The sequence below is a fragment of the Streptomyces sp. CA-251247 genome, from assembly GCF_050952975.1.
GTDB classification, from domain to species: domain Bacteria; phylum Actinomycetota; class Actinomycetes; order Streptomycetales; family Streptomycetaceae; genus Streptomyces; species Streptomyces achmelvichensis.
Genome location: NZ_CP191861.1, coordinates 712,518 through 734,849, shown reverse-complemented (window position 1 = coordinate 734,849; position 22,332 = coordinate 712,518). Strand labels below are relative to the sequence as shown.

The 22,332-nt window shown below is 70.9% G+C and carries 17 protein-coding genes; 10 read left to right on the top strand and 7 right to left on the bottom strand.

The window, feature by feature from the left end:
• Nucleotides 1-286: 286 nt before the first annotated feature.
• Entirely contained in the window at nucleotides 287-550 is a 264-nt protein-coding gene (locus ACQPWZ_RS03180) for a hypothetical protein (RefSeq protein ID WP_433570547.1), read from the bottom strand.
• Between the two features lie 55 nt (nucleotides 551-605).
• Nucleotides 606-797: a hypothetical protein gene (locus ACQPWZ_RS03175; RefSeq protein ID WP_313948028.1), complete on the bottom strand. Its 192-nt coding sequence runs from the start codon at nucleotides 795-797 to the stop codon at nucleotides 606-608.
• Nucleotides 798-951: 154 nt separating this feature from the next.
• Between ACQPWZ_RS03175 and ACQPWZ_RS03170 the strand changes: the two genes are divergently transcribed.
• From ACQPWZ_RS03170 to ACQPWZ_RS03160, 3 genes are all read left to right on the top strand, one after another.
• A complete protein-coding gene (locus ACQPWZ_RS03170) occupies nucleotides 952-2,085 on the top strand; it encodes a glutathione-independent formaldehyde dehydrogenase (protein ID WP_340471586.1) in 1,134 nt (377 codons plus the stop codon).
• A gap of 466 nt (nucleotides 2,086-2,551) precedes the next feature.
• Nucleotides 2,552-3,232: a hypothetical protein gene (locus ACQPWZ_RS03165; protein WP_433570546.1), complete on the top strand. Its 681-nt coding sequence runs from the start codon at nucleotides 2,552-2,554 to the stop codon at nucleotides 3,230-3,232.
• 156 nt (nucleotides 3,233-3,388) lie between these two features.
• Nucleotides 3,389-4,501 (top strand): cation diffusion facilitator family transporter, encoded by a 1,113-nt coding sequence (locus ACQPWZ_RS03160; RefSeq protein WP_433570545.1) that lies wholly within the window; start codon nucleotides 3,389-3,391, stop codon nucleotides 4,499-4,501.
• A 16-nt stretch (nucleotides 4,502-4,517) separates the two neighbouring features.
• Here ACQPWZ_RS03160 and ACQPWZ_RS03155 read toward each other — a convergent pair whose 3' ends face one another.
• Together ACQPWZ_RS03155 and ACQPWZ_RS03150 are read right to left on the bottom strand one after the other, a co-directional pair.
• Nucleotides 4,518-5,426 (bottom strand): hypothetical protein, encoded by a 909-nt coding sequence (locus ACQPWZ_RS03155; RefSeq protein WP_433570544.1) that lies wholly within the window; start codon nucleotides 5,424-5,426, stop codon nucleotides 4,518-4,520.
• A gap of 226 nt (nucleotides 5,427-5,652) precedes the next feature.
• Complete coding sequence (locus tag ACQPWZ_RS03150; protein ID WP_340471582.1) at nucleotides 5,653-6,459, bottom strand: SDR family NAD(P)-dependent oxidoreductase; 807 nt, start codon at nucleotides 6,457-6,459, stop codon at nucleotides 5,653-5,655.
• Between the two features lie 149 nt (nucleotides 6,460-6,608).
• Here ACQPWZ_RS03150 and ACQPWZ_RS03145 point away from each other — a divergent pair, with 149 nt between their 5' ends.
• The 3 genes from ACQPWZ_RS03145 to ACQPWZ_RS03135 all read left to right on the top strand — a co-directional run bounded on the left by ACQPWZ_RS03145 (nucleotide 6,609) and on the right by ACQPWZ_RS03135 (nucleotide 11,399).
• Nucleotides 6,609-7,535 carry an oxygenase MpaB family protein gene (locus ACQPWZ_RS03145; protein ID WP_433570543.1) on the top strand — a complete coding sequence of 309 codons (927 nt, stop codon included), beginning with the start codon at nucleotides 6,609-6,611 and terminating at the stop codon, nucleotides 7,533-7,535.
• Nucleotides 7,517-9,751 carry a tetratricopeptide repeat protein gene (locus ACQPWZ_RS03140; RefSeq protein WP_433570542.1) on the top strand — a complete coding sequence of 745 codons (2,235 nt, stop codon included), beginning with the start codon at nucleotides 7,517-7,519 and terminating at the stop codon, nucleotides 9,749-9,751. Before ACQPWZ_RS03145 ends, ACQPWZ_RS03140 begins: the two co-directional genes overlap by 19 nt.
• A gap of 115 nt (nucleotides 9,752-9,866) precedes the next feature.
• Nucleotides 9,867-11,399, top strand: a complete 1,533-nt coding sequence (locus ACQPWZ_RS03135) for a phytoene desaturase family protein (RefSeq protein ID WP_433570541.1) — start codon at nucleotides 9,867-9,869, stop codon at nucleotides 11,397-11,399.
• Between the two features lie 7 nt (nucleotides 11,400-11,406).
• On the opposite strand, the gene ACQPWZ_RS03130 is transcribed toward ACQPWZ_RS03135, so the two are convergent.
• Nucleotides 11,407-13,239: a serine hydrolase gene (locus ACQPWZ_RS03130; RefSeq protein WP_433570540.1), complete on the bottom strand. Its 1,833-nt coding sequence runs from the start codon at nucleotides 13,237-13,239 to the stop codon at nucleotides 11,407-11,409.
• Between the two features lie 155 nt (nucleotides 13,240-13,394).
• Between ACQPWZ_RS03130 and ACQPWZ_RS03125 the strand changes: the two genes are divergently transcribed.
• The 3 genes from ACQPWZ_RS03125 (at nucleotide 13,395) to ACQPWZ_RS03115 (ending at nucleotide 17,364) form a co-directional block, all read left to right on the top strand.
• Nucleotides 13,395-14,501, top strand: coding sequence for a nitronate monooxygenase (locus ACQPWZ_RS03125; protein ID WP_356703417.1), 1,107 nt, complete (start codon nucleotides 13,395-13,397; stop codon nucleotides 14,499-14,501).
• Nucleotides 14,501-16,042: an acyl-CoA synthetase gene (locus ACQPWZ_RS03120; protein WP_433570539.1), complete on the top strand. Its 1,542-nt coding sequence runs from the start codon at nucleotides 14,501-14,503 to the stop codon at nucleotides 16,040-16,042. The genes ACQPWZ_RS03125 and ACQPWZ_RS03120 overlap by 1 nt, the downstream gene beginning before the upstream one ends.
• Before the next feature lie 221 nt (nucleotides 16,043-16,263).
• Nucleotides 16,264-17,364 carry a calcium:proton antiporter gene (locus ACQPWZ_RS03115; protein WP_433570538.1) on the top strand — a complete coding sequence of 367 codons (1,101 nt, stop codon included), beginning with the start codon at nucleotides 16,264-16,266 and terminating at the stop codon, nucleotides 17,362-17,364.
• Here the strand turns inward: ACQPWZ_RS03115 and ACQPWZ_RS03110 are convergent.
• Nucleotides 17,354-19,777: a penicillin acylase family protein gene (locus tag ACQPWZ_RS03110; protein WP_433570537.1), complete on the bottom strand. Its 2,424-nt coding sequence runs from the start codon at nucleotides 19,775-19,777 to the stop codon at nucleotides 17,354-17,356. The genes ACQPWZ_RS03115 and ACQPWZ_RS03110 overlap by 11 nt on opposite strands.
• A 148-nt stretch (nucleotides 19,778-19,925) precedes the next feature.
• Here ACQPWZ_RS03110 and ACQPWZ_RS03105 point away from each other — a divergent pair, with 148 nt between their 5' ends.
• Nucleotides 19,926-21,425 (top strand): acyl-CoA synthetase, encoded by a 1,500-nt coding sequence (locus ACQPWZ_RS03105; protein ID WP_433570536.1) that lies wholly within the window; start codon nucleotides 19,926-19,928, stop codon nucleotides 21,423-21,425.
• Between the two features lie 54 nt (nucleotides 21,426-21,479).
• Here the strand turns inward: ACQPWZ_RS03105 and ACQPWZ_RS03100 are convergent, their stop codons facing one another.
• Nucleotides 21,480-22,274, bottom strand: coding sequence for a PIG-L deacetylase family protein (locus tag ACQPWZ_RS03100; RefSeq protein ID WP_433570535.1), 795 nt, complete (start codon nucleotides 22,272-22,274; stop codon nucleotides 21,480-21,482).
• Nucleotides 22,275-22,332 lie beyond the last annotated feature (58 nt).

The window sequence follows — 22,332 nt, the reverse complement described above, 5'->3', positions numbered from 1 at the left end:
GGAAGTCCGCAGGACGTCCCGGACACGTCAAAGGTCGACCCTAACAAGCCACGGGAACGGATGATCAAGCAGCCTTGCCCCCTTGATCGGCTCTCCCTTGCGGGCGGAGGCCGGGCCGAGGAGGCGGGTGCCCCGGAGGCAGGTCTCGGGTCGGTCCGGTGAGGATCTCGACGCGGCGGCGCGATGACAGGTCTTCGGCGACGGGCCGACCGGTTCGGCGGGAGTGAACGGGGCGCGACAGCGGAGAGCTCGGCTCAGGTCGACGTGGCGGGCGACGCCGACGCGGCTACTGCGAGGGGTGGGCCTTGATGCTCACCGCCGGTCCGCGGGAGTTGAGTGCGACGGCGGCGGCCGCGGCTCCGGTCACCTCGACATCCGCCACGTCAGGCTGCCCGGGTCCCGAGAACCGAAGGATGTCGCACCCGTCTCCCTGCGAAGCGACCAGCGTTCCACGGTCGCCGCCGAACACGGTGCTGACCTTGACGTGCGGCAGAACCTGATCGTTCTTGTCGATCGCGTGGAAGGACAGGGTCGGGATGACCGATCCCATCGTGTGGTCGGTGCACGAGACGAGCCGTGCGGAGCCATAGGCCGCGCCGGCGGGATCAGCGGTCCGCGATGTCCTCGCGCAGTCCGTCGGAGAATTCCCACCACGACATGGGAAGCCAGTCGCCGTCGACAAAGGCATCGACTGTCGCGCCGCGACCGCGGACAGTCACGGTCGTTCCGGGCGGGTACACGGTGCCGGAGAGCCCGGGTACGGGGACGAGCAGGGTTCCGAGTCGCTGTGCTGACACCTTGGGCCCTCCATCTCAATATCTCGGCAGAAATCCGATCGGGTACGCCGAGGCTACCGGCTTGTCCGATCGAGCAGTCCGGAGAATCATGAGAAATAGGTCACGTGGGGAAATCGGGGGGAAACCGAGAATCGGTCGAAGCGAGGTGGCAGCCATGAAGGCAGTCGTTTACCAGGGACCGTTCAGCGTAGCGGTCGAAGATGTTGAAAAGCCCAGTATTCAGCATCCCAACGATGTGATCGTCAGGATCACCTCCACCGCCATATGCGGCTCCGATCTGCACATGTACGAGGGCCGTACCGCTGCCGAGCCCGGCATCGTCTTCGGCCACGAGAACATGGGGATCATCGAGGACTGCGGTGCGGGCGTCACCTCTCTCGAGGAGGGCGACCGCGTGGTCATGCCCTTCAATGTCGCCTGCGGGTTCTGCACCAACTGCGTCGAGGGATACACCGGTTACTGTCTGACCGTCAATCCCGGTTTCGCGGGCGGCGCTTACGGATACGTCGCCATGGGCCCGTGGACGGGCGGCCAGGCGGAATACCTCCGCGTCCCCTACGCCGACTTCAACTGCCTGAAATTGCCGCCGGGTGAGGAGCACGAGCGCGACTTCATTCTGCTCGCCGACATCTTCCCCACCGGCTACCACGGCTGCGAACTCGCCCAGGTCCGTCCCGGCGAAAGTGTCGCTGTGTACGGCGGCGGTCCGGTCGGGCTCATGGCCGCCTATTCGGCCATGCTGCGCGGCGCGAAGAAGGTGTTCGTCGTGGACCGGGTCGCCGAACGCCTGGCGAAGGCCGAGGAGATAGGCGCGGTTCCGATCAACTTCGCCGAGGGCGACCCGGTCGAGCAGATCAAGGACCAGACCGGAGGTGTCGGCACGGACAAGGGCGTCGACGCCGTCGGCTACCAGGCGACGGCACAGGGCACGGACCGCGAGGAACCGGCGACGGTCCTGAACTCTCTCGTCGGCACGGTCCGGGCCACCGGAGCACTGGGAGTCCCGGGTCTCTACGTCCCGGCCGACCCCGGAGGCCCGGACGAGGAGGCCAAGAAGGGCATGCTCCTCGTGTCGGTCGGCAGGCTCTTCGAGAAGGGGCTGCGGATGGGTACGGGACAGTGCAACGTGAAGCGCTACAACCGGTTCCTGCGCGACATGATCATCGAGGGCAGGGCGGAGCCCAGCTTCGTCGTCTCCCACGAACTGCCCCTGGACCAGGCACCTTCGGCGTACGAGAAGTTCGACCAGCGGGTCGAGGGCTACACCAAGGTGGTGCTGCACCCGTAGACACAGCATCGCGGTCAGCGCGCGCAGGCGGATCGGCGCCCGTCGTCCCCGATCCGCCGCGCCCCCGGCATGGCCGGCCGCTCCGGCTGAGGCCGAAGCGCCGCGTCACGCGTCCAGTTGTCGGCGAATGAGCGTGTCGAGTCGCTGCCGCTGGACGAGGGATCCAGGCGGGCCGGGTTCCTGCTCACGCGGCGCGCGGCCGCCGCCGGTGACCTGCGCGAGCTGCCACGGATCTCCGACGCCGGGTACGACGAGGCCGGGAACGAGCTGAACCGGCGGCTGCGGGCGCCGGCCGACGGGCAGCGGGACAGAGGGGGCGCTGCGCGGTGCCTCGACGGACGACGCTCCCCCTTCGGTCTCCGCCCTCGCTCTCCGCGCATTCGGGACGGATGGACTCCCACGGTCACCTGCCGACGGCTAGGGTCGATCCGGTCCGTCGTAAGCGGCGCGGTTACAGGGGATGCTCATGGCACGAGAGTGCTGGTTCTGCGGGAGTGAAGCGACGGCACCGCAGCACGATCGTGTCATCGGGATGCACCGGGACGTCGACAGCAGTCCGACCTGGACCCTGGGTGTCCGCACCAGATGGCACAGGACCGGCATCCGTGTACCGCGCTGCGCACGCTGCCGTGATGGCCACCGGATCGAGCAGGCGACGATGGTGCTCGCCGTCGCCGCGGTGATCGCGTATTCCGCCAGTGGGCAACTGGACAGGCTCCTGGGCATCCTGCCGAGTACCTCGTCCGGCAGGGTCCTCTCGGCGGTGTGGGCAGTGGTGGCCTGTTTCCCCGCACTGGCCTGGATCGCCACCCGGCAGGCATGGTTGCCCTGGCAGCGCCTTGCACCTCGCCGTCTGCGCCACGCGCGCCGGCACCCGGGGGTCCAGGAACTCAGGGAGGACGGCTGGAAGTACAGGCCCGGGCCCTTCCCGTACTGGCAGAACCCCGAGGCCCCGGCCCTGGTGCGGCTGTCCGCGCCGCCCGCCGGCGCCCGGAAGGCGGCCGGCTGTGTCACCGCGGTGCTCGGTCTCGCCTCCGTGGTCGTGACCGTTGTTCTGTATCTGCGGGACAGCGAGCTGGCGGCGGTGTTCCTGGTGGCCGCCCTCGGTCTGTTCTTCCTCTCGTCGAAGATCAACCCCGAAGCGTGATCACGGACCGGCCACGCTGACCGCCGACGCCGACCGCTCTCGTTGCCGAGGCTGACGAGCACCCACGTCCGGGATGTAGTTGCGAGTCCATCGCAGCTGGTCAGAGGCCGTATGACGGCGGTAGCCGCAATGCCGCTCCTGTGCCACGGTGGCTGCATGGACGCCACGGAGGGGAACCGGCACCACCACGGACACCACGACCACGGCCATGCCGAGGCCGGGCATCGACATGAGCCACGTGCGTCCCGCCCCGCCCGGGTACGGCACCGGCTGGCTCACCTGGTCCGGCCGCACAGCCACGAGTCGGTGGACAAGGTCGACACAGCGATGGAGACCTCCCGCGAGGGCATGCGCACGCTGTGGCTCTCCCTCGCCGTCCTCGGCGCCACCACCCTCATCCAGGCGGTGATCGTCGCCCTGTCCGGGTCGGTCGCCCTGCTCGGTGACACGATCCACAACGCAACCGACGCGCTGACCGCGCTCCCGCTCGGCATCGCCTTCGTCCTCGGCCGGCGAGCGGCCAACCGCCGTTATCCGTACGGCTACGGCCGGGCCGAAGACCTCGCCGGCATCCTGATCGTGGCGGCCATCGCCGCCTCCGCCGCACTGGCCGCCTGTGCGGCCGTCGACCGGCTGCTGCACCCTCGCGACATCACCCACCTGTGGGCCGTGGCGGCGGCCGCGGTCGTCGGGTTCATCGGCAACGAGTGGGTGGCCCGCTATCGCATCCGCACCGGCCGGAGGATCGGCTCCGCCGCCCTGGTCGCCGACGGTCTGCACGCCCGTACCGACGGATTCACCTCACTGGCCGTGCTGTTGGGCGCGGGCGGTGCCGCCTTCGGCCTGCGTCTGGCGGACCCCGTCATCGGTCTGCTGATCACCGCCGCGATCCTGTTCGTCCTCAAGGATGCTGCCCGCGAGGTGTACCGGCGCCTGATGGACAGCGTCGATCCCCGTCTCATCGAGACCGCGGAGGCCGCGCTGCACGCGGTGGACGGCCTGCGAGGCGTCGGACCGGTGCGGATGCGATGGATCGGCCACACCCTGCGGGCGGAAGCCGACATCGTCGTCGACCCGCACCTGACCGTCGTCCAGGCTCACCGGCTGGCCGTCGCCGCGGAACACGCACTGATCCACGCGGTACCCCGGCTGACCGCCGCGACCGTCCACACCGACCACACGCCGGCGGACGGCGACCCGCACGAGCCCCTCGCACATCACACGGGCCGGGTGGATGTGGTCGCGGCGGACCGCGCTGGTGCCCCCTGAAGGCCCCGATGCTGCCTCAGCCGGTCGACGGCTCTTCCGGCTGTCGGGAGCCGGACGTCAGATCGGCTGCATCGACGACGTTCAACCCATGGTCCTGCGCCAGCTCGTGGATCCGCAGGAGTGCGGGCACCGCGCTCATCGCTCCACTCATGAGGATGATCACGTGGTCGGTCCCCACACTGAGCGGAGCCGCGAGCCAGGGCGGCCTCGGATCGTCGCTGTAGGGGAGGAACTCGGGGTACTGGGCCCGCAGTTGTTCGTAGAACGCCATGATCCGGTCGTCGAACTCACCCTCGTCATGGTTCTCGGCGAGGCACCTGCGGGCCACGCTCTCGATCACCTCGGGAGCGGCTTGCCGCGCCATGGCGAGGACGGCCAGTTCGACGGGCACGGCCTGTACCCCGTTCCGTTCCGTCTCCACGGTCCCCACCCGCAGGCCCACCAAGGCTCCGCCCACGCCGAGGACGATCAGGCCCAGGCCGCCGACGAGGCCGTAACGGCCGACGGCCGACGTCGTGCGCTCGAGCGAGGACTCGGGCTGTTCGTAGCCGTTGTCGCGGCTGATGGCCTTCACCTTCCGCTCGACGGTGCGCTGGTCGGACGCATTCAGTCCGCCGTCGAGGGCGAGTGACGAGGAAAGCTCCGTCACTTCGGTGACCTCTTGCTGCGAGAACTCGCCCGTGTCGTCGGACGCGTTGGGATGCGGAGGCAGTTTGCTGCACGCGAGCCGCTCACCGGTGGCGCGGCTGAGCGTGATTCCCGCGTCCTTGTCGCAGGTCTCCTCGGGCCGTGAGAACTCCACCGTGTACGGGGAGGAGGGCGACGCAACCATCAGGCTGACCAGACCGCTCGCCGCGCCGATCAGGAAGCAGGCTCCGCCGATCCATGCCAGGACGAGACAGAACCGTGAAAGAGACTCCCGCACGCTTCCCCCCAGACGAGACGCAGTAGCGCTCCAACAGGCTCGATCATCCAGGAGGGTCGACTGCGCGGCCACACCGCAGCGTGTCACGCGTGACAGAGCAGGTGACCTGACGGGCCGGGGTCACAGGACGTGACTGCCGGGCACCCGCGAGACGGCGCGCCCACGGCCCCTCGCGAAGCCCCCGCCCCGCGAGACGCCGTGGCGCGCACCCAACGTCACCCGGACGTCATTCCGCCTTCGCCTGCGCCGAGATGCCCCCGTCCACCGGCATCGCCGTCCCGGTCACGAAGGACGCCCGCCCGCTGCACAGCCACACCGCGGCCTCCGCTATCTCGCGCGGATCCGCCATGCGCTTCTGGATCTGCGGGGCGATGAACGCCTGCTCCAGGTGCGGGAATTGGCGTACGGCCTCATCGATCATCTCGCTGCGTGTGGTGCCGACCACGAGGGCGTTGACGCGGATGCCCTGCGCGCCGTACTCGGCCGCCGCCGCGCGTGTGATCCCGAGGATCGCGTGCTTGGCCGCCACGTACGGTACGGACGCCCCCGTCGCGTAACGCCCCGCGGTACTGCTGGTGTTGACGACCGAGCCGCCCCTGCCCGACGCCAGCATCACCGGCAGCTGGTGCTTCATGCAGTTCCACACCCCCCGGACGTTGACGTCCATCGTGCGGTCGAAGATCTCGTCATCGGTCTCGTGCAGCAGTGTCCCGACGGTGGCGTAGCCGGCGTTGTTGAAGGCGCAGTCGAGCCCGCCGAATTGTTCGACGGCCGCCTCCACCACCCGGCGGACGTCGCCGGAATCGGCCACGTCACCGGGAACGGCGAGTGCGCGACCGCCCTTGGCGGTGATCTCCTCGGCGATGGCACGCAGCTTCTCGGCACGGCGTGCCATCAGTACGACGGCGGCCCCCTCCTGCGCGAACAGATGCGCGGCGGCTGCGCCGATCCCGCTGGACGCGCCCGTGATCATCGCCACCTGGCCCGCGAGCATGCCCTGGTGGTTCCCCTGTGTGATCTCTTCTCCGGTCATCGGACGAGCATATGTAGATCACGGGTGGTGCCGCATCGGTGTTCGACCCGCCGACGTACTCCTCATCCCGGTCGCTCTGCCGCTACCGTCGTGGACAGAAGCGCACGTCGTGAACGCCGCATGGTCCCCACGAGAAATCCTGGTCACACATGAGCGATGCCGACCCGGGGCTGTTCGGGCCCGACTCCGTCACCTGGCACCTGCACGGCGACCCGATGATGTGGGTGGCGGGCGTCCGCGCCCTGTATCTCCAGGCGCTGCATCCCCGCGCCGTCCGCGGGGTCATGGAGAACTCCGACTTCCGCAAGGACGCCTGGGGCAGGCTCCTGCGTACCGCCGACTTCGTCGGCACCATCAGCTACGGCACCACCGAGGCGGCCGAGAAGGCGGGCGCCCGGGTGCGGCGGATCCACTCCCGGCTCACGGCCACGGACCCGGCCACCGGCGAGCGGTACGGCGTCGACGAACCGGACCTGCTGCTGTGGGTGCACTGCGCCGAGATCGACTCCTATCTCCAGGTCGCCCGCCGCTCCGGCCTTCCCCTCAGCGACGCCCAGGCCGACCGCTACATCGAGGAACACCGCGAGAGCGCACGCCTCGTCGGCCTCGACCCCGAGGCCGTACCCGCCACGACCGCCCGGCTCACCGAGTACTTCCGTACGACCCGGCCGCTGCTCGTGGCCGGGCCCGACGCACGGGACGTGGACGACTTCCTCCGGCGTCCGCCGACGCCCGCCCTGCTCGTGCCGGCGCGGGAACTTCTGTGGAGGCGCGTGGCGAACCTCGCGTACAACGCCCTGCCGCCGTTCGCCCACGAGCTGTACGGCCGTCCGGCGCCCCCGCCGCAGCGCGTCACCCGTCAGCTGGCCGCCACCGGGCGTCTGTTGCGCTGCATCCCCTCCCGTGTCCGCTGGCAGCTCCCGCCGGGGCACATCCTGAAAGCAATGGCCCGTCTCGGACCGGACACCCGCCCCGCCCCGTACAAACTCCGCAGACAGGAGGCCATACTGAACGGGCCGGGTGGGGCGCAGCAGAGCAACGGGGGCGACAGCACGCGATGGCGGAAACCAGGCTGATCCAAGGCCGCTACCGGCTGCTCGAACGCATCGGGCGCGGCGGCATGGGCGAGGTGTGGCGAGCCGTCGACGAGGCGCTCGGACGGCACGTCGCGGTCAAGTGCCTCAAGCCGATGGGTCCGCAGCATGACGCCGGCTTCGCCACGGTCCTGCGCGAACGCTTCCGCCGTGAGGCCCGGGTCGCGGCCGCCCTCCAGCACCGCGGGGTCACCGTCGTCCACGACTTCGGCGAGTACGACGGCGTGCTCTACCTGGTCATGGAGCTGCTGGAGGGCCGTAACCTCAGCCAGTTGCTGGAGGAGAACAGCCAGCGACCGCTGCCCGTACGGGATGTTCTCGACATCGCCGAGCAGGTCTCCGACGCCCTCGCGTACACGCACGGGCAGGGCATCGTCCACCGCGACCTGAAGCCCGCCAACATCATGCGGCTCACCGACGGCGCGGTGAAGATCTGCGACTTCGGTATCGCCCGGCTCGGCGAGGACATCGGGTTCACCTCCCGTCTCACCGGTACGGGCATCGCCATGGGCACGCCGCACTACATGTCGCCCGAGCAGATCAGCGGCGGCCATGTCGATCACCGCAGCGACCTGTACTCGCTCGGGTGCGTGCTCTACGAGATCGCCACCGGGGTGCCGCCGTTCGACCACGACGACGCGTGGGCCGTCCTGGTCGGCCACCGCGACACGACACCGGAGCCGCTGCGTACGCACCGGTCCGAGATCCCCGACTCCTTCCAGGAGATCGTGCTGGACCTGCTGGCCAAACCGCCCGAGGACCGGCCCACCGACGCCACGCACCTCACCCTCCGGATCGGCGCCGCGGCGCGCCCGGGTGTGGCGCTCTCCCCGCCGCCGCAGAGTCCGGCCGAGGGGCCGGCGCCCGCACCCCGTCTGCCGTCCTGGACCCGCGGGATGACCACCGGACACAAGGCGACCTCGACCTCGGTGATGCGGACCTCGCTGCCCGACCACACCGCCGGGCTGACGGGGGAGTGGACCACGCTCACCGACCCGTGGGGTGGTCCGGTGCTGCCGGTGTCCGCCGCACGCGAGCGGCCCACTCCGCCGCCCGAGCTGGTCGCCGTCCTGGCCGGCCGGCACAGCGCGGGCCTGAGCCTCGGCCGTCTCGGCCGCTGGGAGGAGGCGGGCGAGGTGCACCGCGCGGTCGCCGCCGAGCGGGAACACGCGCTGGGTCCCGACCATCCGGACACCCTCACCAGCCGCTACGAGGTCGCCTTCACACTCAGCAGGACCGGGCGGGGCGCGGACGCGCTGCGTGAGTTCGGCCGGGTGGCCGAGGGGCGCGAGCGGACCATGGGCGCGGATCATCCCGAGGCGCTGGCCGCGCGACAGGAGACGGCGTACGTCCTCGGGCAGCTGGGGCGCCACTTCGAGGCGCACGAGGTCTACGCCTCCGTGCTCGCCGCCCGCGAGCGCACCATGGGCCCCGACCATCCCGACACCCTGCGCTGCCGGCACAACCTCGCCTTCAACCTCAGCAGGCTGGGACGGCTGGAGGACTCGTTCCGGATGGCCCACGACGTCGCGGCGGCCCGCGCCCGGGTCCTCGGCGCCGACCACCCGGACACCCTGGTCACGCAGTACGAGGTCGCCTACGCGCTCGGTCGCCTGGGCCGCTGGTCGGAGGCGCTCCAGACGTACCGCGAGGTGGCGGCCGCGCGCTCCCGGGCGCTGGGCCCCGACCATCCCGACACCCTCGCCGCCCGCTACGAGGTCGGCATCAGCCTCGGCCGGCTCGGCCACAGCGCCGAGGCGCTGGAGCTCTACCGCTCGCTCGTCGCCGACCGCACCCGGATCCAGGGCCCCACCGACCCGGAAACACTGCGGGCCCGGCACGGTGTCGGGGTGAACCTGGGAAGGCTCGCCCGCTGGGAAGAGGCGCTCGCGGAGGCCGAGGAGGTCAGCGCGCTGCGCGAACGTGTCCTCGGCGCCGACCACCCCGACACCCTGGTCAGCCAGCGTGAAGTGGCCGTCGGCCTGGGCTGGCTCGGCCGGTGGACGGACGCACTCACCACCCACCGGCACGTCGCGACGGCCCGCGAAAGCGTCTTCGGCCCGGACCACCCCGACGCCCTGGCCAGCCGGAACGACGAGGCGCACTGCCTGGAGCAGCTCGGCCGCCAGGAGGAGGCGGTGGAGCTCTACCGCACGGTGGCCGCCCTCCGCGAACGCCGGGGCACGCACGGGCGGTAGGCGTTCGCAGGGCGCGCACCCACGGCCGTCAGCGACTGTCGTCCTGATCCGAACGAGTCGGCCCAGGTGTCCACAGGGCAGGCCCCCCACCCCCATCAGGGGATATCGTCCGCCCATGCCCGCACACACTGCGTACGACGTCGTGATCGTCGGCGGAGGCCACAACGGCCTCGTTGCCGCCGCCTACCTCGCCCGCGCCGGTCGCTCGGTCCTGGTACTGGAGCGCCGGGGGAACACCGGGGGAGCGGCCGTATCCACGCGGCCCTTCGCCGGGGTCGACGCGCGGCTCTCGCGCTACTCCTACCTCGTGTCGCTGCTGCCGGAGAAGATCGTGAGCGACCTCGGTCTGCGCTTCTCCGTGCGCAAGCGCACCGTCTCCTCGTACACCCCCAAGGGCACCGGCGGGCTCCTCGTCGGCGCAGGCCGGACCAGGGAGTCGTTCGCCGCGCTCACCGGCGGCGACGGCGAATACGCCGCCTGGGAGGACTTCTACGGCATGACCGCCCGCCTCGCCGAGCGGGTCTTCCCCACCCTCACGCAACCCCTGCCGACCCGGGACGCGCTGCGGGCCCGGATCGACGACGAGACCGCCTGGCGGATCCTCTTCGAGGAGCCCATCGGTGAGGCGATCGAGAAGCGCTTCAGCGACGACCTCGTCCGGGGTGTCGTCCTCACCGACGCCCTGATCGGGACGTTCGCCGACGCCCATGATCCGGGCCTCGCCCAGAACCGCTGCTTCCTGTACCACGTGATCGGCGGCGGGACAGGCGACTGGGACGTGCCCGTCGGCGGGATGGGCGCGCTGACCGACGCGCTGGCCGCGGCGGCCCGGGACGCCGGCGCGAAGATCGTGACCCTGCACGAGGCGACGCGCATCGAGACGGACGGCGAGCGCGCCGCCGTCACCTACCGCTCGCACGACGCCGAGGGAACGGTCGACGCGGGGCATGTGCTGGTGAACGCCTCACCGCGGGAGCTGGCGGCGCTGCTCGGCGATGAGGCACCCGAGCCGGCCGAGGGGGCGCAGCTCAAGGTCAACATGCTGCTGCGGAGGCTGCCGCGGCTGAAGGACCGCTCCGTCGACCCGCGCGACGCGTTCTCCGGGACGTTCCATGTCTCCGAGGGGTACGGCCAACTGGCCACCGCGTACCGGGAAGCGGCCTCGGGCAGGCTGCCCAGCGCGCCGCCGTCGGAGATCTACTGCCACTCCCTGACCGACCCCTCCATCCTCGGTCCCGAACTCGCCGCGCAGGGCTACCAGACGCTGACCCTGTTCGGACTGCACACGCCGGCCAGGCTGTTCGCCGCCGACAACGACGCCGCGCGCACGGAGCTGCTCGCCGCCACGATCGCCGAACTCGACACGTATCTCGACGAGCCCCTCGCCGGCTGTCTGGCGCTCGACGAGAACGGCGAGCCGTGCATCGAGGCGAAGACGCCGCTCGACCTGGACCGCGAACTGCTGCTCCCCGGCGGGAACATCTTCCACCGCGACCTGTCCTTCCCCTACGCCACCGAGTCGACCGGGCGGTGGGGCGTCGAGACGGCCCACGCCAACGTCCTGCTCTGCGGCGCGGGCGCGGTCCGTGGCGGAGGCGTCAGCGGAGTGCCCGGCCACAACGCCGCGATGGCGGTGCTGGGCCGGTGACGTCCCGTCAGTCGGCGGACATCGTCCAGCCGGTGGCCTCGATCCGGGTGGAGTCCCGGGGCCTGCGTTCGTCGAAGACGGTGCGGCCCCGGTCCGTGACCTTGATCGTGTCCACGTAGACGCCGCGGCCCACATAGAGCTGGTCGGTCGCGTATCGCCAGCGCAGCCGGACGGTGGTGCCGCGCCAGGCGGCGAGGTCCGCGGTCAGCCGGTGCCAGCGACGGCCCGACCAGCCGGTCGCGTTGCCCGCCGGATGCGCCTGGGGCGTCGCGCCGTCCCGTGCGGTCGTGAACGGCACCGGCTGCCAGCTCGCGCCGTCGTCCGACGACGCTTCGAGGAACAGGCCGTCCGAGCCCGGTTCGGTGTCCCACCACAGGGAGCAGCCGAGCCGGGCAGACCCGGCCCGAGAACCGGACGCGGACGAGAGCGCCAGCGCGGGCAGGGCGAGCGTGGCGGACGAGGCGGCGGCCATGCCCGCGAACCAGGCTCTGCGGCCGTGGTCGGGGCGTACGGCGACGGCACGGGCGAGATGGTTGGCCGCGGCGGCCCGCGGCGCGCTGCCGCTGCGCCAACTGCGCACCGGATGGACGGAGTTGCCGAGCACGATCAGGAAGGAGTCGGAGCCGGGGTCGAAGACCAGACTGGTGCCCGTGAATCCGGTGTGCCCGGCGGTGCGCGGGGTGGCCATGGCTCCCATGTACCAGTGCTGGTAGAGCTCGAACCCGAGGCCGTGCTCGTCGCCCGGGAAGGCGGTGTTGAAGTCGGTGAACATCAACTCGACGGAGGACGGGCGCAGGATGCGGGACCGTCCGTAGACACCGCCGTTGAGGAGCGTCCGGGCCAGGACCGCGAGGTCCCAGGCGCAGGAGAAGACGCCGGCGTGACCGGCGACGCCGCCGAAGCCGAAGGCGTTCTCGTCGTGCACCTCTCCCCACACGAGTCCGCGGTCCAGGCCCGACCAGGGCAGCCGGGCATCCTCGGTGGCGGCGATCTTGGGCCGCCAGGAGGCGGGCGGATTGAAACGCGTGCGGTGCATCCCGAGCGGAGCGGTGATCTCGTCCCGGAGCAGGACATCCAGTGCGCGACCGGTGATCTTCTCCAGGATCAGCTGGAGGGAGATCAGATTGAGATCGGAGTAGAGGTAGGCGGTGCCCGGCGGCGTGACCGGGACCTCGTTCCACAGCAGCCGGAGCTTGCCCTCACGGGTGGGCTCCTTGTAGAGCGGGATCCAGGCGCGCAGCCCCGAGGTGTGGGTGAGCAGCTGGCGGACGGTGATGTCCTGCTTCCCCCCGGCTCCGAAGTCCGGCAGATACGTGGCGACCGCCGCCTCCAGCCGCAGCGTGCCGCGCTCGATCTGCTGCACGGCGAGCAGGGAGGTGAACAGCTTGGACACGGACGCCAGATCGAAGACCGTGTCCTCGGCCATGGGGATCTGCCGCTCGGGCGGGAACTCCACTCCGGTGTCGGTCTTCTCGTCGTACGCCGCGTAGCGCACCGCCTTGCCGATCGGACGGTGCAGCGCCACGGTGCCACCGCGCCCGGCGAGCAGTACCGCTCCCGCGTACCAGGGGTGCTTCGGTGACGGGCCGAGGAACGTCTCCGCGTCGGTGACGAGTTGTTCCAGGTGGCGGGGGATCAGTCCGGCCTGCTCCGGGCTGCCGCGCCGCAGGGTCGGACGTCCGCCGGCCGGACTTCCGTCTTCGCCGGACGGTCCACCGCCCACGGCGGCTGCCGCGTCGGCGAACGGGATCGGCCCCAGCGCGAGCGCTCCGCCCAGGGCCAGCACTCCGCTGCCCAGTCTCCGTCGGCTGATCCCTCTGCCCTCCGCGCCCTGTGTCATCCGGAACCTACCCTCTCCTGAAAGTATCTTTCGGGATCACGATCAGCAGTGAAACTTTCTTGCGGGCCCCGGGCGGTGTCAACCACCTCAAAGAATCTGACACAGCATCAGAAAATCTCTTCCCTCGTCCGTCCGGCTGCGGCATCCTGCCGCCCATGGAGACGGAGCTGAGCAAGAGACTGGGGATCGAACACGCCATCTTCGGCTTCACGCCGTTCCCCGCGGTGGCCGCCGCCATCACCAGGGCCGGCGGCTTCGGCGTCCTCGGAGCCGTCCGCTACACCGCCCCCGACGACCTCAGACGCGATCTCGACTGGATGCAGGAGCACAGCGACGGCAAGCCGTACGGACTCGACGTCGTCATGCCCGCGAAGAAGGTCGAGGGCGTCACCGAGGCCGATGTCGAGGCGATGATCCCGGAGGGGCACCGGCAGTTCGTCCGCGACACCCTGGCCAAACACGGGGTGCCCCAACTCGCCGAGGGCGAGGCGGCGGGGTGGCGCATCACCGGATGGATGGAAGAAGTCGCCCGCACCCAGCTCGACGTCGCCTTCCAGTACCCGATCAGGCTGCTCGCCAACGCCCTCGGTTCCCCGCCGGGCGACGTCGTGAACCGCGCCCACGACCAGGATGTCCTGGTCGCCGCACTGGCCGGCAGCGCACACCACGCCGAGCGGCACGCCGAGGCGGGCATCGACATCGTGGTCGCCCAGGGCTACGAGGCGGGCGGGCACACCGGCGAGATCGCCTCCATGGTGCTCACTCCCGACGTGGTCGACGCCGTCGACCCGCTGCCCGTACTCGCCGCCGGCGGCATCGGCAGCGGTGAACAGATCGCCGCGGCACTCGCGCTCGGCGCACAGGGGGCCTGGCTCGGCTCGCTGTGGCTCACCACCACCGAGGCCGACCTCCACTCCCGCGCACTGACCGCCAAACTCCTCGCCGCGGGCTCCGGCGACACCGTGCGCTCGCGTGCCCTGACCGGCAAGCCCGCGCGCCAGCTGCGGACCGAATGGACCGACGCCTGGGACGGCCCGGACGGACCCGGCACCCTCCCGATGCCGCTCCAGGGCCTGCTCGTCGCCGAGGCGGTCTCCCGTATCCAGAAGCACGAGGTGGTGCCGCTGCTGGGCACACCGGTCGGTCAGATCGTCGGACGGATGACGTCCGAGCGTGCTGTGCAGACCGTCTTCGACGATCTGACCCGCGGTTTCGAACGGGCCGTGGACCGCATCAACCGCATTGCCGGAAGGAGTCAGTGATGCCCAACGGTTTCTGGGCCCAGGCGGCAGCCGACCCCGGCCGCACGATCCTGACCGCGCCCGACGGTACGACCTGGACCGCAGGGCGACTGCACGGCGTCGTCAACCGGCTCGTCCACGGGCTGCGTGCCGCGGGCCTCGAGCGCGGTGATGCTTTCGCCGTCGTGCTCCCCAACGGCGTCGAACTCCTCACCGCCTACCTCGCGGCATCCCAGGCCGGGTTGTATCTCGTCCCCGTCAACCATCACCTCGTCGGCCCCGAGATCGCCTGGATCGTCGCCGACTCCGGCGCCAAGGTCCTCATCGCGCACGAGCGGTTCGGCGACGCGGCGACGGCGGCGGCCGACGAGGCGAAACTGCCCGCGAGTCACCGGTACTCGGTCGGCTCCGTCGACGGCTTCCGTCCGTACGCCGAACTCCTCGACGGACAACCGGAGTCCGTACCCGAGGGACGCACGCTCGGCTGGGTGATGAACTACACCTCCGGCACCACCGGACGGCCGCGCGGCATCCGCCGGCCGCTGTCCGGGAAGCCCCCCGAGGAGACCTATCTCGGCGGGTTTCTCGGCATCTTCGGCATCAAGCCCTTCGACGGCAACGTCCACCTGGTCTGCTCCCCGCTGTACCACACGGCCGTGCTCCAGTTCGCGGGCGCGGCCCTGCACATCGGGCATCCGCTGGTCCTGATGGACAAGTGGACGCCGGAGGAGATGCTGCGGCTGATCGACCAACACCGGTGTACGCACACGCACATGGTGCCGACGCAGTTCCACCGGCTGCTCGCCCTGCCCGACGACGTCAAGGCGCGGTACGACGTGTCGTCGATGCGGCACGCGATCCACGGTGCGGCCCCCTGCCCCGACCATGTGAAGCGGGCGATGATCGACTGGTGGGGGACCTGCGTGGAGGAGTACTACGCGGCGAGCGAGGGAGGCGGCGCCTTCGCCACCGCCGAGGACTGGCTGAAGAAACCCGGCACCGTCGGCAAGGCCTGGCCCATCAGTGAACTCGCCGTCTTCGACGACGACGGCAACCGCCTGGCGCCCGGTGAACTGGGCACCGTCTACATGAAGATGTCCACCGGCGGCTTCAGCTACCACAAGGACGAGGCCAAGACGCGGAAGAACCGGATCGGCGACTTCTTCACCGTCGGCGACCTCGGCCTTCTCGACGAGGACGGTTACCTCTTCCTCCGTGACCGCAAGATCGACATGATCATCTCGGGCGGCGTCAACATCTACCCGGCCGAGATCGAATCCGCTCTGCTCACCCATCCGGCGGTCGCCGACGCGGCGGCCTTCGGGATACCGCACGCCGACTGGGGCGAAGAGGTCAAGGCCGTCGTCGAACCCGCCGACGGGCACGAGGCCGGCGACGCACTCGCCGCCGACATCCTCGACCACTGCGAGCAGCACCTCGCCGCATACAAGCGCCCGAAGACGGTGGACTTCATCGAGGTCATGCCGCGGGACCCGAACGGCAAGCTCTACAAGCGCAGGCTGCGTGAGCCGTACTGGGAGGGCCGCGAACGCGCCATGTGACGCACCGGGGTGGGTGGGCGGCGGGCAGGGCTTCCGGGCGTTCCCGCGAGCGCTGCCGCCCGGCATCGGCGCTCCGCCTGATGCCCGCTCGACGGGGTACCCGGTCGGCCCGTGGCCCCGTACGGGACCCGTACGAGAGGGAATCGCCCGGGAGCCGCGCCGGGACCCCGTTGGCGGAGCACCTCGCGCGTCCCGCCCGTGCCCCTGGCAGCGTGGCCGTCATGAAGACCGGCACCGCACCGCTCGCGGCTCAGTGGACCACCTGGGTGCCGGTCATCGCCGTGGTCGCGCTCGTGCTGGCCTGGGGCCGCGAGCTGCCCGGGTTCGTCGTCGCCCTCGTCGGGCTCTGTCTGGTGGGCGCCGTCCTCGCCGCCGTGCACCACGCCGAGGTCGTCGCGCACCGTGTCGGCGAACCCTTCGGCTCCCTGGTGCTCGCCGTGGCCGTCACCGTCATCGAGGTGGGACTGATCGTCACCCTCATGGCGGGCGGCGGGGACAAGGCGTCGACGTACGCCAGGGACACCGTCTTCGCCGCTGTCATGATCACCTGCAACGGCATCGTCGGACTGTGTGTGCTGGTCGGAGCCCTGCGCAACCGTGTCGTCGTCTTCAACGCCGAGGGCTCCGGCGGCGCCCTCGCGACCGTCTGCACCCTCGCGACGATGACCCTGGTGCTGCCCACGTTCACCACGAGTCAGCCGGGCCCGGAGTTCACCGGGGCGCAGCTGACCTTCGCCGCCGTCGCCTCGATCTGTCTGTACGGCATCTTCGTCGCCGTCCAGACCGTGCGGCACCGCGACTACTTCCTGCCCGTGGAACGCGACGGCCAGGAGCCCGCCGCCGACGAGCACGCGCCCCTGCCCACCGACAGAGAGACGACGGCGAGCCTGGGCCTGCTGGTGGTGGCGCTCGTCGCCGTCGTCGGAAACGCCAAGCTCGTCTCGCCGACCATCGAGGGCGCCGTGGAGTCGGCCGGACTGCCCACGGCGGTCGTCGGCGTCGTCATCGCCCTCATGGTGCTGGCGCCCGAGACTCTCGCCGCGGTCCGCGCCGCGCGCCGGAACCGGCTGCAGACCAGCCTCAACCTCGCCTACGGATCCGCCATCGCCAGCATCGGTCTGACCATTCCGGCCATCGCGCTCGCTTCGATCTGGCTGTCCGGGCCCCTGGTCCTCGGTGAGGACGCGACCCATATGGTGCTCCTCGTGCTCACCGCGGTGGTGAGCGCGCTGACCGTGGTGCCCGGACGAGCCACTCTGCTCCAGGGCGGCGTCCATCTGGCGCTGTTCGCCGCGTTCGTCTTCCTCTCCTTCAGCCCGTGATGCGTTCAGCGGTTGTCTCCGGGGACACGACCTGACGCTCGCGCACCCTCACGATCCTCAGCTGCGGCGAGCGCAGGATGTCCTTCTCGCAGAACCGGGACGTCACCCACCGCTCGCCCGAGAACAGCACGGTCTGGTCGCTGTAGTGCGGCGACGCCGGATTCGACGACTGGGAGTACGTCAGCAGGGTGCGGGCCACCGGACAGCGGCCGCCGTCCCAGCCGACCGCCTGGATGTGGCTGGACCCCGTCGAGACCTCCGTGTAGCCGCCGCCGGCCGCGTTCCACACCGGCTCGACCTTGTTCCACACGCCCAGCGCCTCCGTGCCGCCGTGGACCGGGATGCGCTTGCCGTTGCGCATGACGAACTGGTGGGCACCGAGCGGGGCGTCGAGCGGGATGCCCGCGGCCCGCAGCTCGGCCACGGCACCTGTCAGCGCCTTGGCGAAGCCGGGGGAGGCGGTGTTGAGCGTGTTCGGCGTGTTCACCGGATCGGCCGCGGAGAACGGCACCTTCCACTGTTCGGCGAGCGGCAGCGTGGCGAACGCGCGCCAGAAGCGGTCGAACAGCAGAGCGCCCCGGCTGGTCGTGTCGGCCCGGCGGTCCCATGCCGCGAGCGCCGCGCACGCCGCGGTGTCGCCCGGCAGTACAGCGGGGCAGGCCCGCGCGGCATCGGCGACCGCCAGATCGGCCGCGGGCACCCGGTTGGCGAACTGCTGCCGCTGGAGGTCGGCCACGGTCAGCCCACGCCGGTCGGCCATCGCCGCCACGTCCTGGATCGCGCCACGGGTGCGCAGCGAACGCGGCGTCGCGAGGTTCCCGAAGACCCGTTCGTAGCCGGTCAGCGGACGGTCGGCGTTGGCGAGCCAGGCGCTGTCGTTGGAGTTCTCCGCGTACGGGGCGTCCCGAAGCGTCGGCATCGTCGACGGTCCGAAGATGCCGGGCTGCACCGCGTCCTTGTCCGAGCCGATCGCGCAGTCTGTCCGTGAACCGTCGAGCACGGCCACACCCGAGGCCGGGTAGGTGACCTTGCCCAGCGGGGTGGAACAGCGCTGTGCGAGGTCGTCCGTGATCCGGGGCAGCACCTGGGACTGGGTGAACAGCGAGTGTCCCTGGGCGTCGGCGGCGATGGTGTTGATCCAGGGCAGCCCCTGCGTGCGCCGCAGGGCACGGACCATGTCGTCGGTCGAGCGGGCCTTGCCGAACGCGAGCGCGGTGTCGGACGCCCGCAGATTTGCGGCGTTGGGGTCGTTCAGCGCGTACGCGGTCGTCGCCGACCACGGCAGCGGCAGTGACGGACCGAGCGAGGTGACGACCGGTCCGTACCGCGTCCACCACTGCGTACGCGTCACGGGCTCTTTGCCCTTGACCTGGACGGTCACCGTCCGCTTCCGCATCCGCTCCGGACTGCCGTCCACCAGGTACGTCGTGGGATCGGCCGGGTCCAGGGCGAGCTGGTGCAGATTGAGCGTGACGCCGGTCGCGACGGTGTGGCTCCAGGCCACCTTGTCGTTGAAGCCGATGTTGACGACGGCCGTGCCGAGCAGGGAGGCGCCGGAGACGTTCAGCTCGCCGGGGATGGTCTGCTGAGACTGCCAGAAGCGGCGTCCGCCCTGCCAGGGGTAGTGCGGATTGCCCAGCAGCAGGCCCCGCCTGTTCGCGGTCGTGGCGCCGCTGAAGGCGACGGCGTTGGAGCCCATGGTGGCGCCGTCGGGGGAGAAGAGGTCGCGTGCTGCCTTCGCCGTCGCTGCGGCATCGGGGGCGGCGACCGGTGCCGCGCCCGGCGGCCGGGCCGCGGTGATGCCCTCGATGCCACGGCCCTGCCCGCCGAGCACCGAGACGGCGAAGCCGCGCCTGGCCACGTCCAGCGTGCTGACGGGCCGTACCCAGTCGGCGCCGCGGCAGGCCGGGTCGGTGATGCGGTTCTGCTTCAGCCAGGCGTTGTAGCCGGCCGCCCAGCCGCGCATCAGCTCCTTGACCTGACGGCCGGGGCCTGCGGGTGCCGGGGTGGCGAGCAGCTTCTCCACCGTGCGGGCGTCCCGCACACCGGCGAAGTAGAGGTCGCTGGAGAGGTTCTTCGTCGCGGACGACAGTGAGCCGTCCGGGGCCGCGTCGGGGCCGAAGTGGCGGGAGCGCTCACCGCGCACCGTCACGAAACCGTCCGCGAGGACGCACACCTGGTCGGCGGCCTGCGCCCAGCCGGTGCCGAAGCCGAGATCCGCGTAGTCCTTGGCCACGATGTGCGGAATGCCGTGCTCGGTGTAGCGGACGACGGCGGAGAGACCGCCGCCGGAGGGATGCCGGTCGTGACGGTCACCGGAATCGGCGACGGCGGCCGACGGCAGCGCGGCCGCCGCGGTCACGAGCGCGACACCGGCGAGTCCGAGGCGTCTCAGGCGGGTGCGGAAGAGCAACGTGCCTCCCAACAAGGTCAGTTCGAACTCCCGGCAAGGTCAGTTCGAAGCAGGATGGTCCATGCATTCAGTCGCGGCGCACGGTGTCAACATCCCGTTCGGTATCCGCGGACTTGACCGTCCATCGGGCACCGCACAGGATCGCGCCATGACAGCTGTACGCAGCAACACCGTCGACTCCGTCCTGCGGAGCAGCGCCCGGCGCACCCCCGACCGCACGGCCGTGCACTACGCGGACCGGACCTGGAGCTACGCGGAGCTGGACGCCGCGGTCACCACGGCGGCGGCCGTCCTGGCCGGCCATGGTCTGCGGCCCGGGGACCGGGTCGCCTCCTACGGCCACAACTCCGACGCGTACCTCATGGCCTTCCTGGCCTGCTCGCGGGCGGGTTTCGTGCACGTACCGGTCAACCAGAACCTCACCGGCGAGGATCTGGCGTACATCATCGAGCAGTCGGGCAGCGCCCTGGTGCTGGCGGACCCCGACCTGGCGCCCCGGCTCCCGGACGGACCCGCCGTCAGGTTCCTGCGCGACGCCGACGACTCGCTGCTGGCCGAGCTGTCCACGCCCCGCGACTTCACGCCCCAGCGGGAGCCGGAGACGGAGGACCTGGTCCAGCTGCTGTACACGTCCGGCACCACCGCGCTGCCCAAGGGCGCGATGATGACCCACCGGGCGCTGTCCCACGAGTACGTCAGCGCGATCGCGGCCCTCGATCTCAACGAGAACGACCGGCCGGTGCACTCGCTGCCGCTGTACCACTCCGCCCAGATGCATGTGTTCCTGCTGCCGTACCTCGCGGTCGGCGCGGAGAACATCATCCTGGACGGACCGGACGCCACCGCGATCTTCGACCTGGTGGAGGCCGGACGCGCGACCAGCCTCTTCGCTCCGCCGACCGTGTGGATCGCGCTGGCGAACCACCCGGACTTCGCCACCCGCGACCTCGGCGGGCTGCGCAAGGCGTTCTACGGCGCCTCGATCATGCCGGTGCCGGTCCTCGAACGGCTCCGGGAACGCCTGCCCGACCTCGGCTTCTTCAACTGCTTCGGCCAGAGCGAGATCGGCCCGCTCGCCACCGTTCTCGGCCCGACGGAACACGAGGGACGGATGGACTCCTGCGGCCGCCCCGTGCTGTTCGTGGACGCGAAGGTGGTCGACGAGGACGGCAAGGACGTCCCCGACGGCACGGCCGGCGAGGTCGTCTACCGGTCCCCGCAGCTGTGCGAGGGCTACTGGGACAAGCCGGAGGAGACGGCCGAGGCGTTCCGCGACGGCTGGTTCCGCTCGGGCGACCTCGCCGTACGCGACGCCGAGGGCTACTTCACGGTCGTCGACCGGGTGAAGGACGTCATCAACTCCGGTGGAGTGCTGGTGGCTTCACGGCAGGTCGAGGACGCGCTCTACACCCACCCGGCCGTCGCGGAGACGGCGGTCATCGGCCTGCCGGACGACCGCTGGATCGAGGCGGTCACGGCGGTGGTGGTGACCCGGGACGAGGTCACGGAGAGCGAACTCATCGACCATGCACGCGAGAAGCTCGCCCATTTCAAGGCCCCGAAGAAGGTCCTGTTCGTGGAGGAACTCCCCCGCAACGCGAGCGGAAAGATCCTCAAGCGCGAGCTGCGGGACCGGTTCGCCGAGTAGGCAGGCCGCGCGCTCCCGCTGCGAGTGCGCCGGTCACCCGTGCCGGTATGCCGGTCACACCCACGGCGGTGGCCCCTGCGGGAGCAGTTCGTGGACGTCCAGCAGCAGCGCCGCCTCCACGCCCAGTGCCGGACCGGCCGTCCTGGCCACCCAGGTCAGGAACGGTCGCGGCTCGAAGCCGTTCGCGCCGAGGCCCTTGGTGTACTCGGCGTGGGCGGCGAGTGAGGCGATGCCCCGCTCCAGCGGATCACCTGTCACATCCACACCGTGCGTGGGCTCGGCGGTTCCCGCGAAGCACACCAGCCGCACCCCGCCCCACGGCTCCAGGCCCTCGTCGGCGAGTTCGGGGAAGATCCAGCGGTTGCCCGCGTCCCTCGCGGCGTCGAGCGCGGCGAGGCCCACCACCCGGTGGTCGGCCTGGTTGGTGAGACCGCCGATCATCCGCACCGTGAACGCGCCCGACACGATGACCTCGGGCCGGTGCCTGCGGATCGCCCGTACGATGTCGCGGCGCAGCGCCGGGCCGTATTCGACGACGCCGTCGCGGTGGTCGAGGAACTCCACGACGTCCACGCCGACGGCGCGGGCGCCCGCGCGCTCCTCCGCCTCGCGCAGGGTGCCCGCCTGATCGGGGTGCATCCCGTCGATGCCGGCCTCTCCGCGCGTGGCCAGGAGGTAGCTGAAGCTCTTGCCCTGCGCGGTCCAGCGTGCGACCGCCGATGCCGTCCCGTACTCGATGTCGTCGGGGTGCGCCGCGATCGCCATGCCCCGCTGCCAGTCCTCGGGCAGCGGAGGCAGGGGCGCGGGTCCTCCGCCTGTGTCGCCGCCTGTGTCCTCGAAGGAGCTCATACGCTCATGATGGCCGTGCGGGGGCCTCGCGGCAGCCGCAAGGACAGAACCGGCGACA

Coding starts and splice junctions, on each gene's coding strand:
- ACQPWZ_RS03180 (WP_433570547.1), bottom strand. CDS start 550: ATGGGATCGGTCATCCCGACCCTGTCCTTCCACGCGATCGACAAGAAC.
- ACQPWZ_RS03170 (WP_340471586.1), top strand. CDS start 952: ATGAAGGCAGTCGTTTACCAGGGACCGTTCAGCGTAGCGGTCGAAGAT.
- ACQPWZ_RS03165 (WP_433570546.1), top strand. CDS start 2,552: ATGGCACGAGAGTGCTGGTTCTGCGGGAGTGAAGCGACGGCACCGCAG.
- ACQPWZ_RS03160 (WP_433570545.1), top strand. CDS start 3,389: ATGGACGCCACGGAGGGGAACCGGCACCACCACGGACACCACGACCAC.
- ACQPWZ_RS03150 (WP_340471582.1), bottom strand. CDS start 6,459: ATGACCGGAGAAGAGATCACACAGGGGAACCACCAGGGCATGCTCGCG.
- ACQPWZ_RS03145 (WP_433570543.1), top strand. CDS start 6,609: ATGAGCGATGCCGACCCGGGGCTGTTCGGGCCCGACTCCGTCACCTGG.
- ACQPWZ_RS03140 (WP_433570542.1), top strand. CDS start 7,517: ATGGCGGAAACCAGGCTGATCCAAGGCCGCTACCGGCTGCTCGAACGC.
- ACQPWZ_RS03135 (WP_433570541.1), top strand. CDS start 9,867: ATGCCCGCACACACTGCGTACGACGTCGTGATCGTCGGCGGAGGCCAC.
- ACQPWZ_RS03130 (WP_433570540.1), bottom strand. CDS start 13,239: ATGACACAGGGCGCGGAGGGCAGAGGGATCAGCCGACGGAGACTGGGC.
- ACQPWZ_RS03125 (WP_356703417.1), top strand. CDS start 13,395: ATGGAGACGGAGCTGAGCAAGAGACTGGGGATCGAACACGCCATCTTC.
- ACQPWZ_RS03120 (WP_433570539.1), top strand. CDS start 14,501: ATGCCCAACGGTTTCTGGGCCCAGGCGGCAGCCGACCCCGGCCGCACG.
- ACQPWZ_RS03115 (WP_433570538.1), top strand. CDS start 16,264: ATGAAGACCGGCACCGCACCGCTCGCGGCTCAGTGGACCACCTGGGTG.
- ACQPWZ_RS03105 (WP_433570536.1), top strand. CDS start 19,926: ATGACAGCTGTACGCAGCAACACCGTCGACTCCGTCCTGCGGAGCAGC.
- ACQPWZ_RS03100 (WP_433570535.1), bottom strand. CDS start 22,274: ATGAGCTCCTTCGAGGACACAGGCGGCGACACAGGCGGAGGACCCGCG.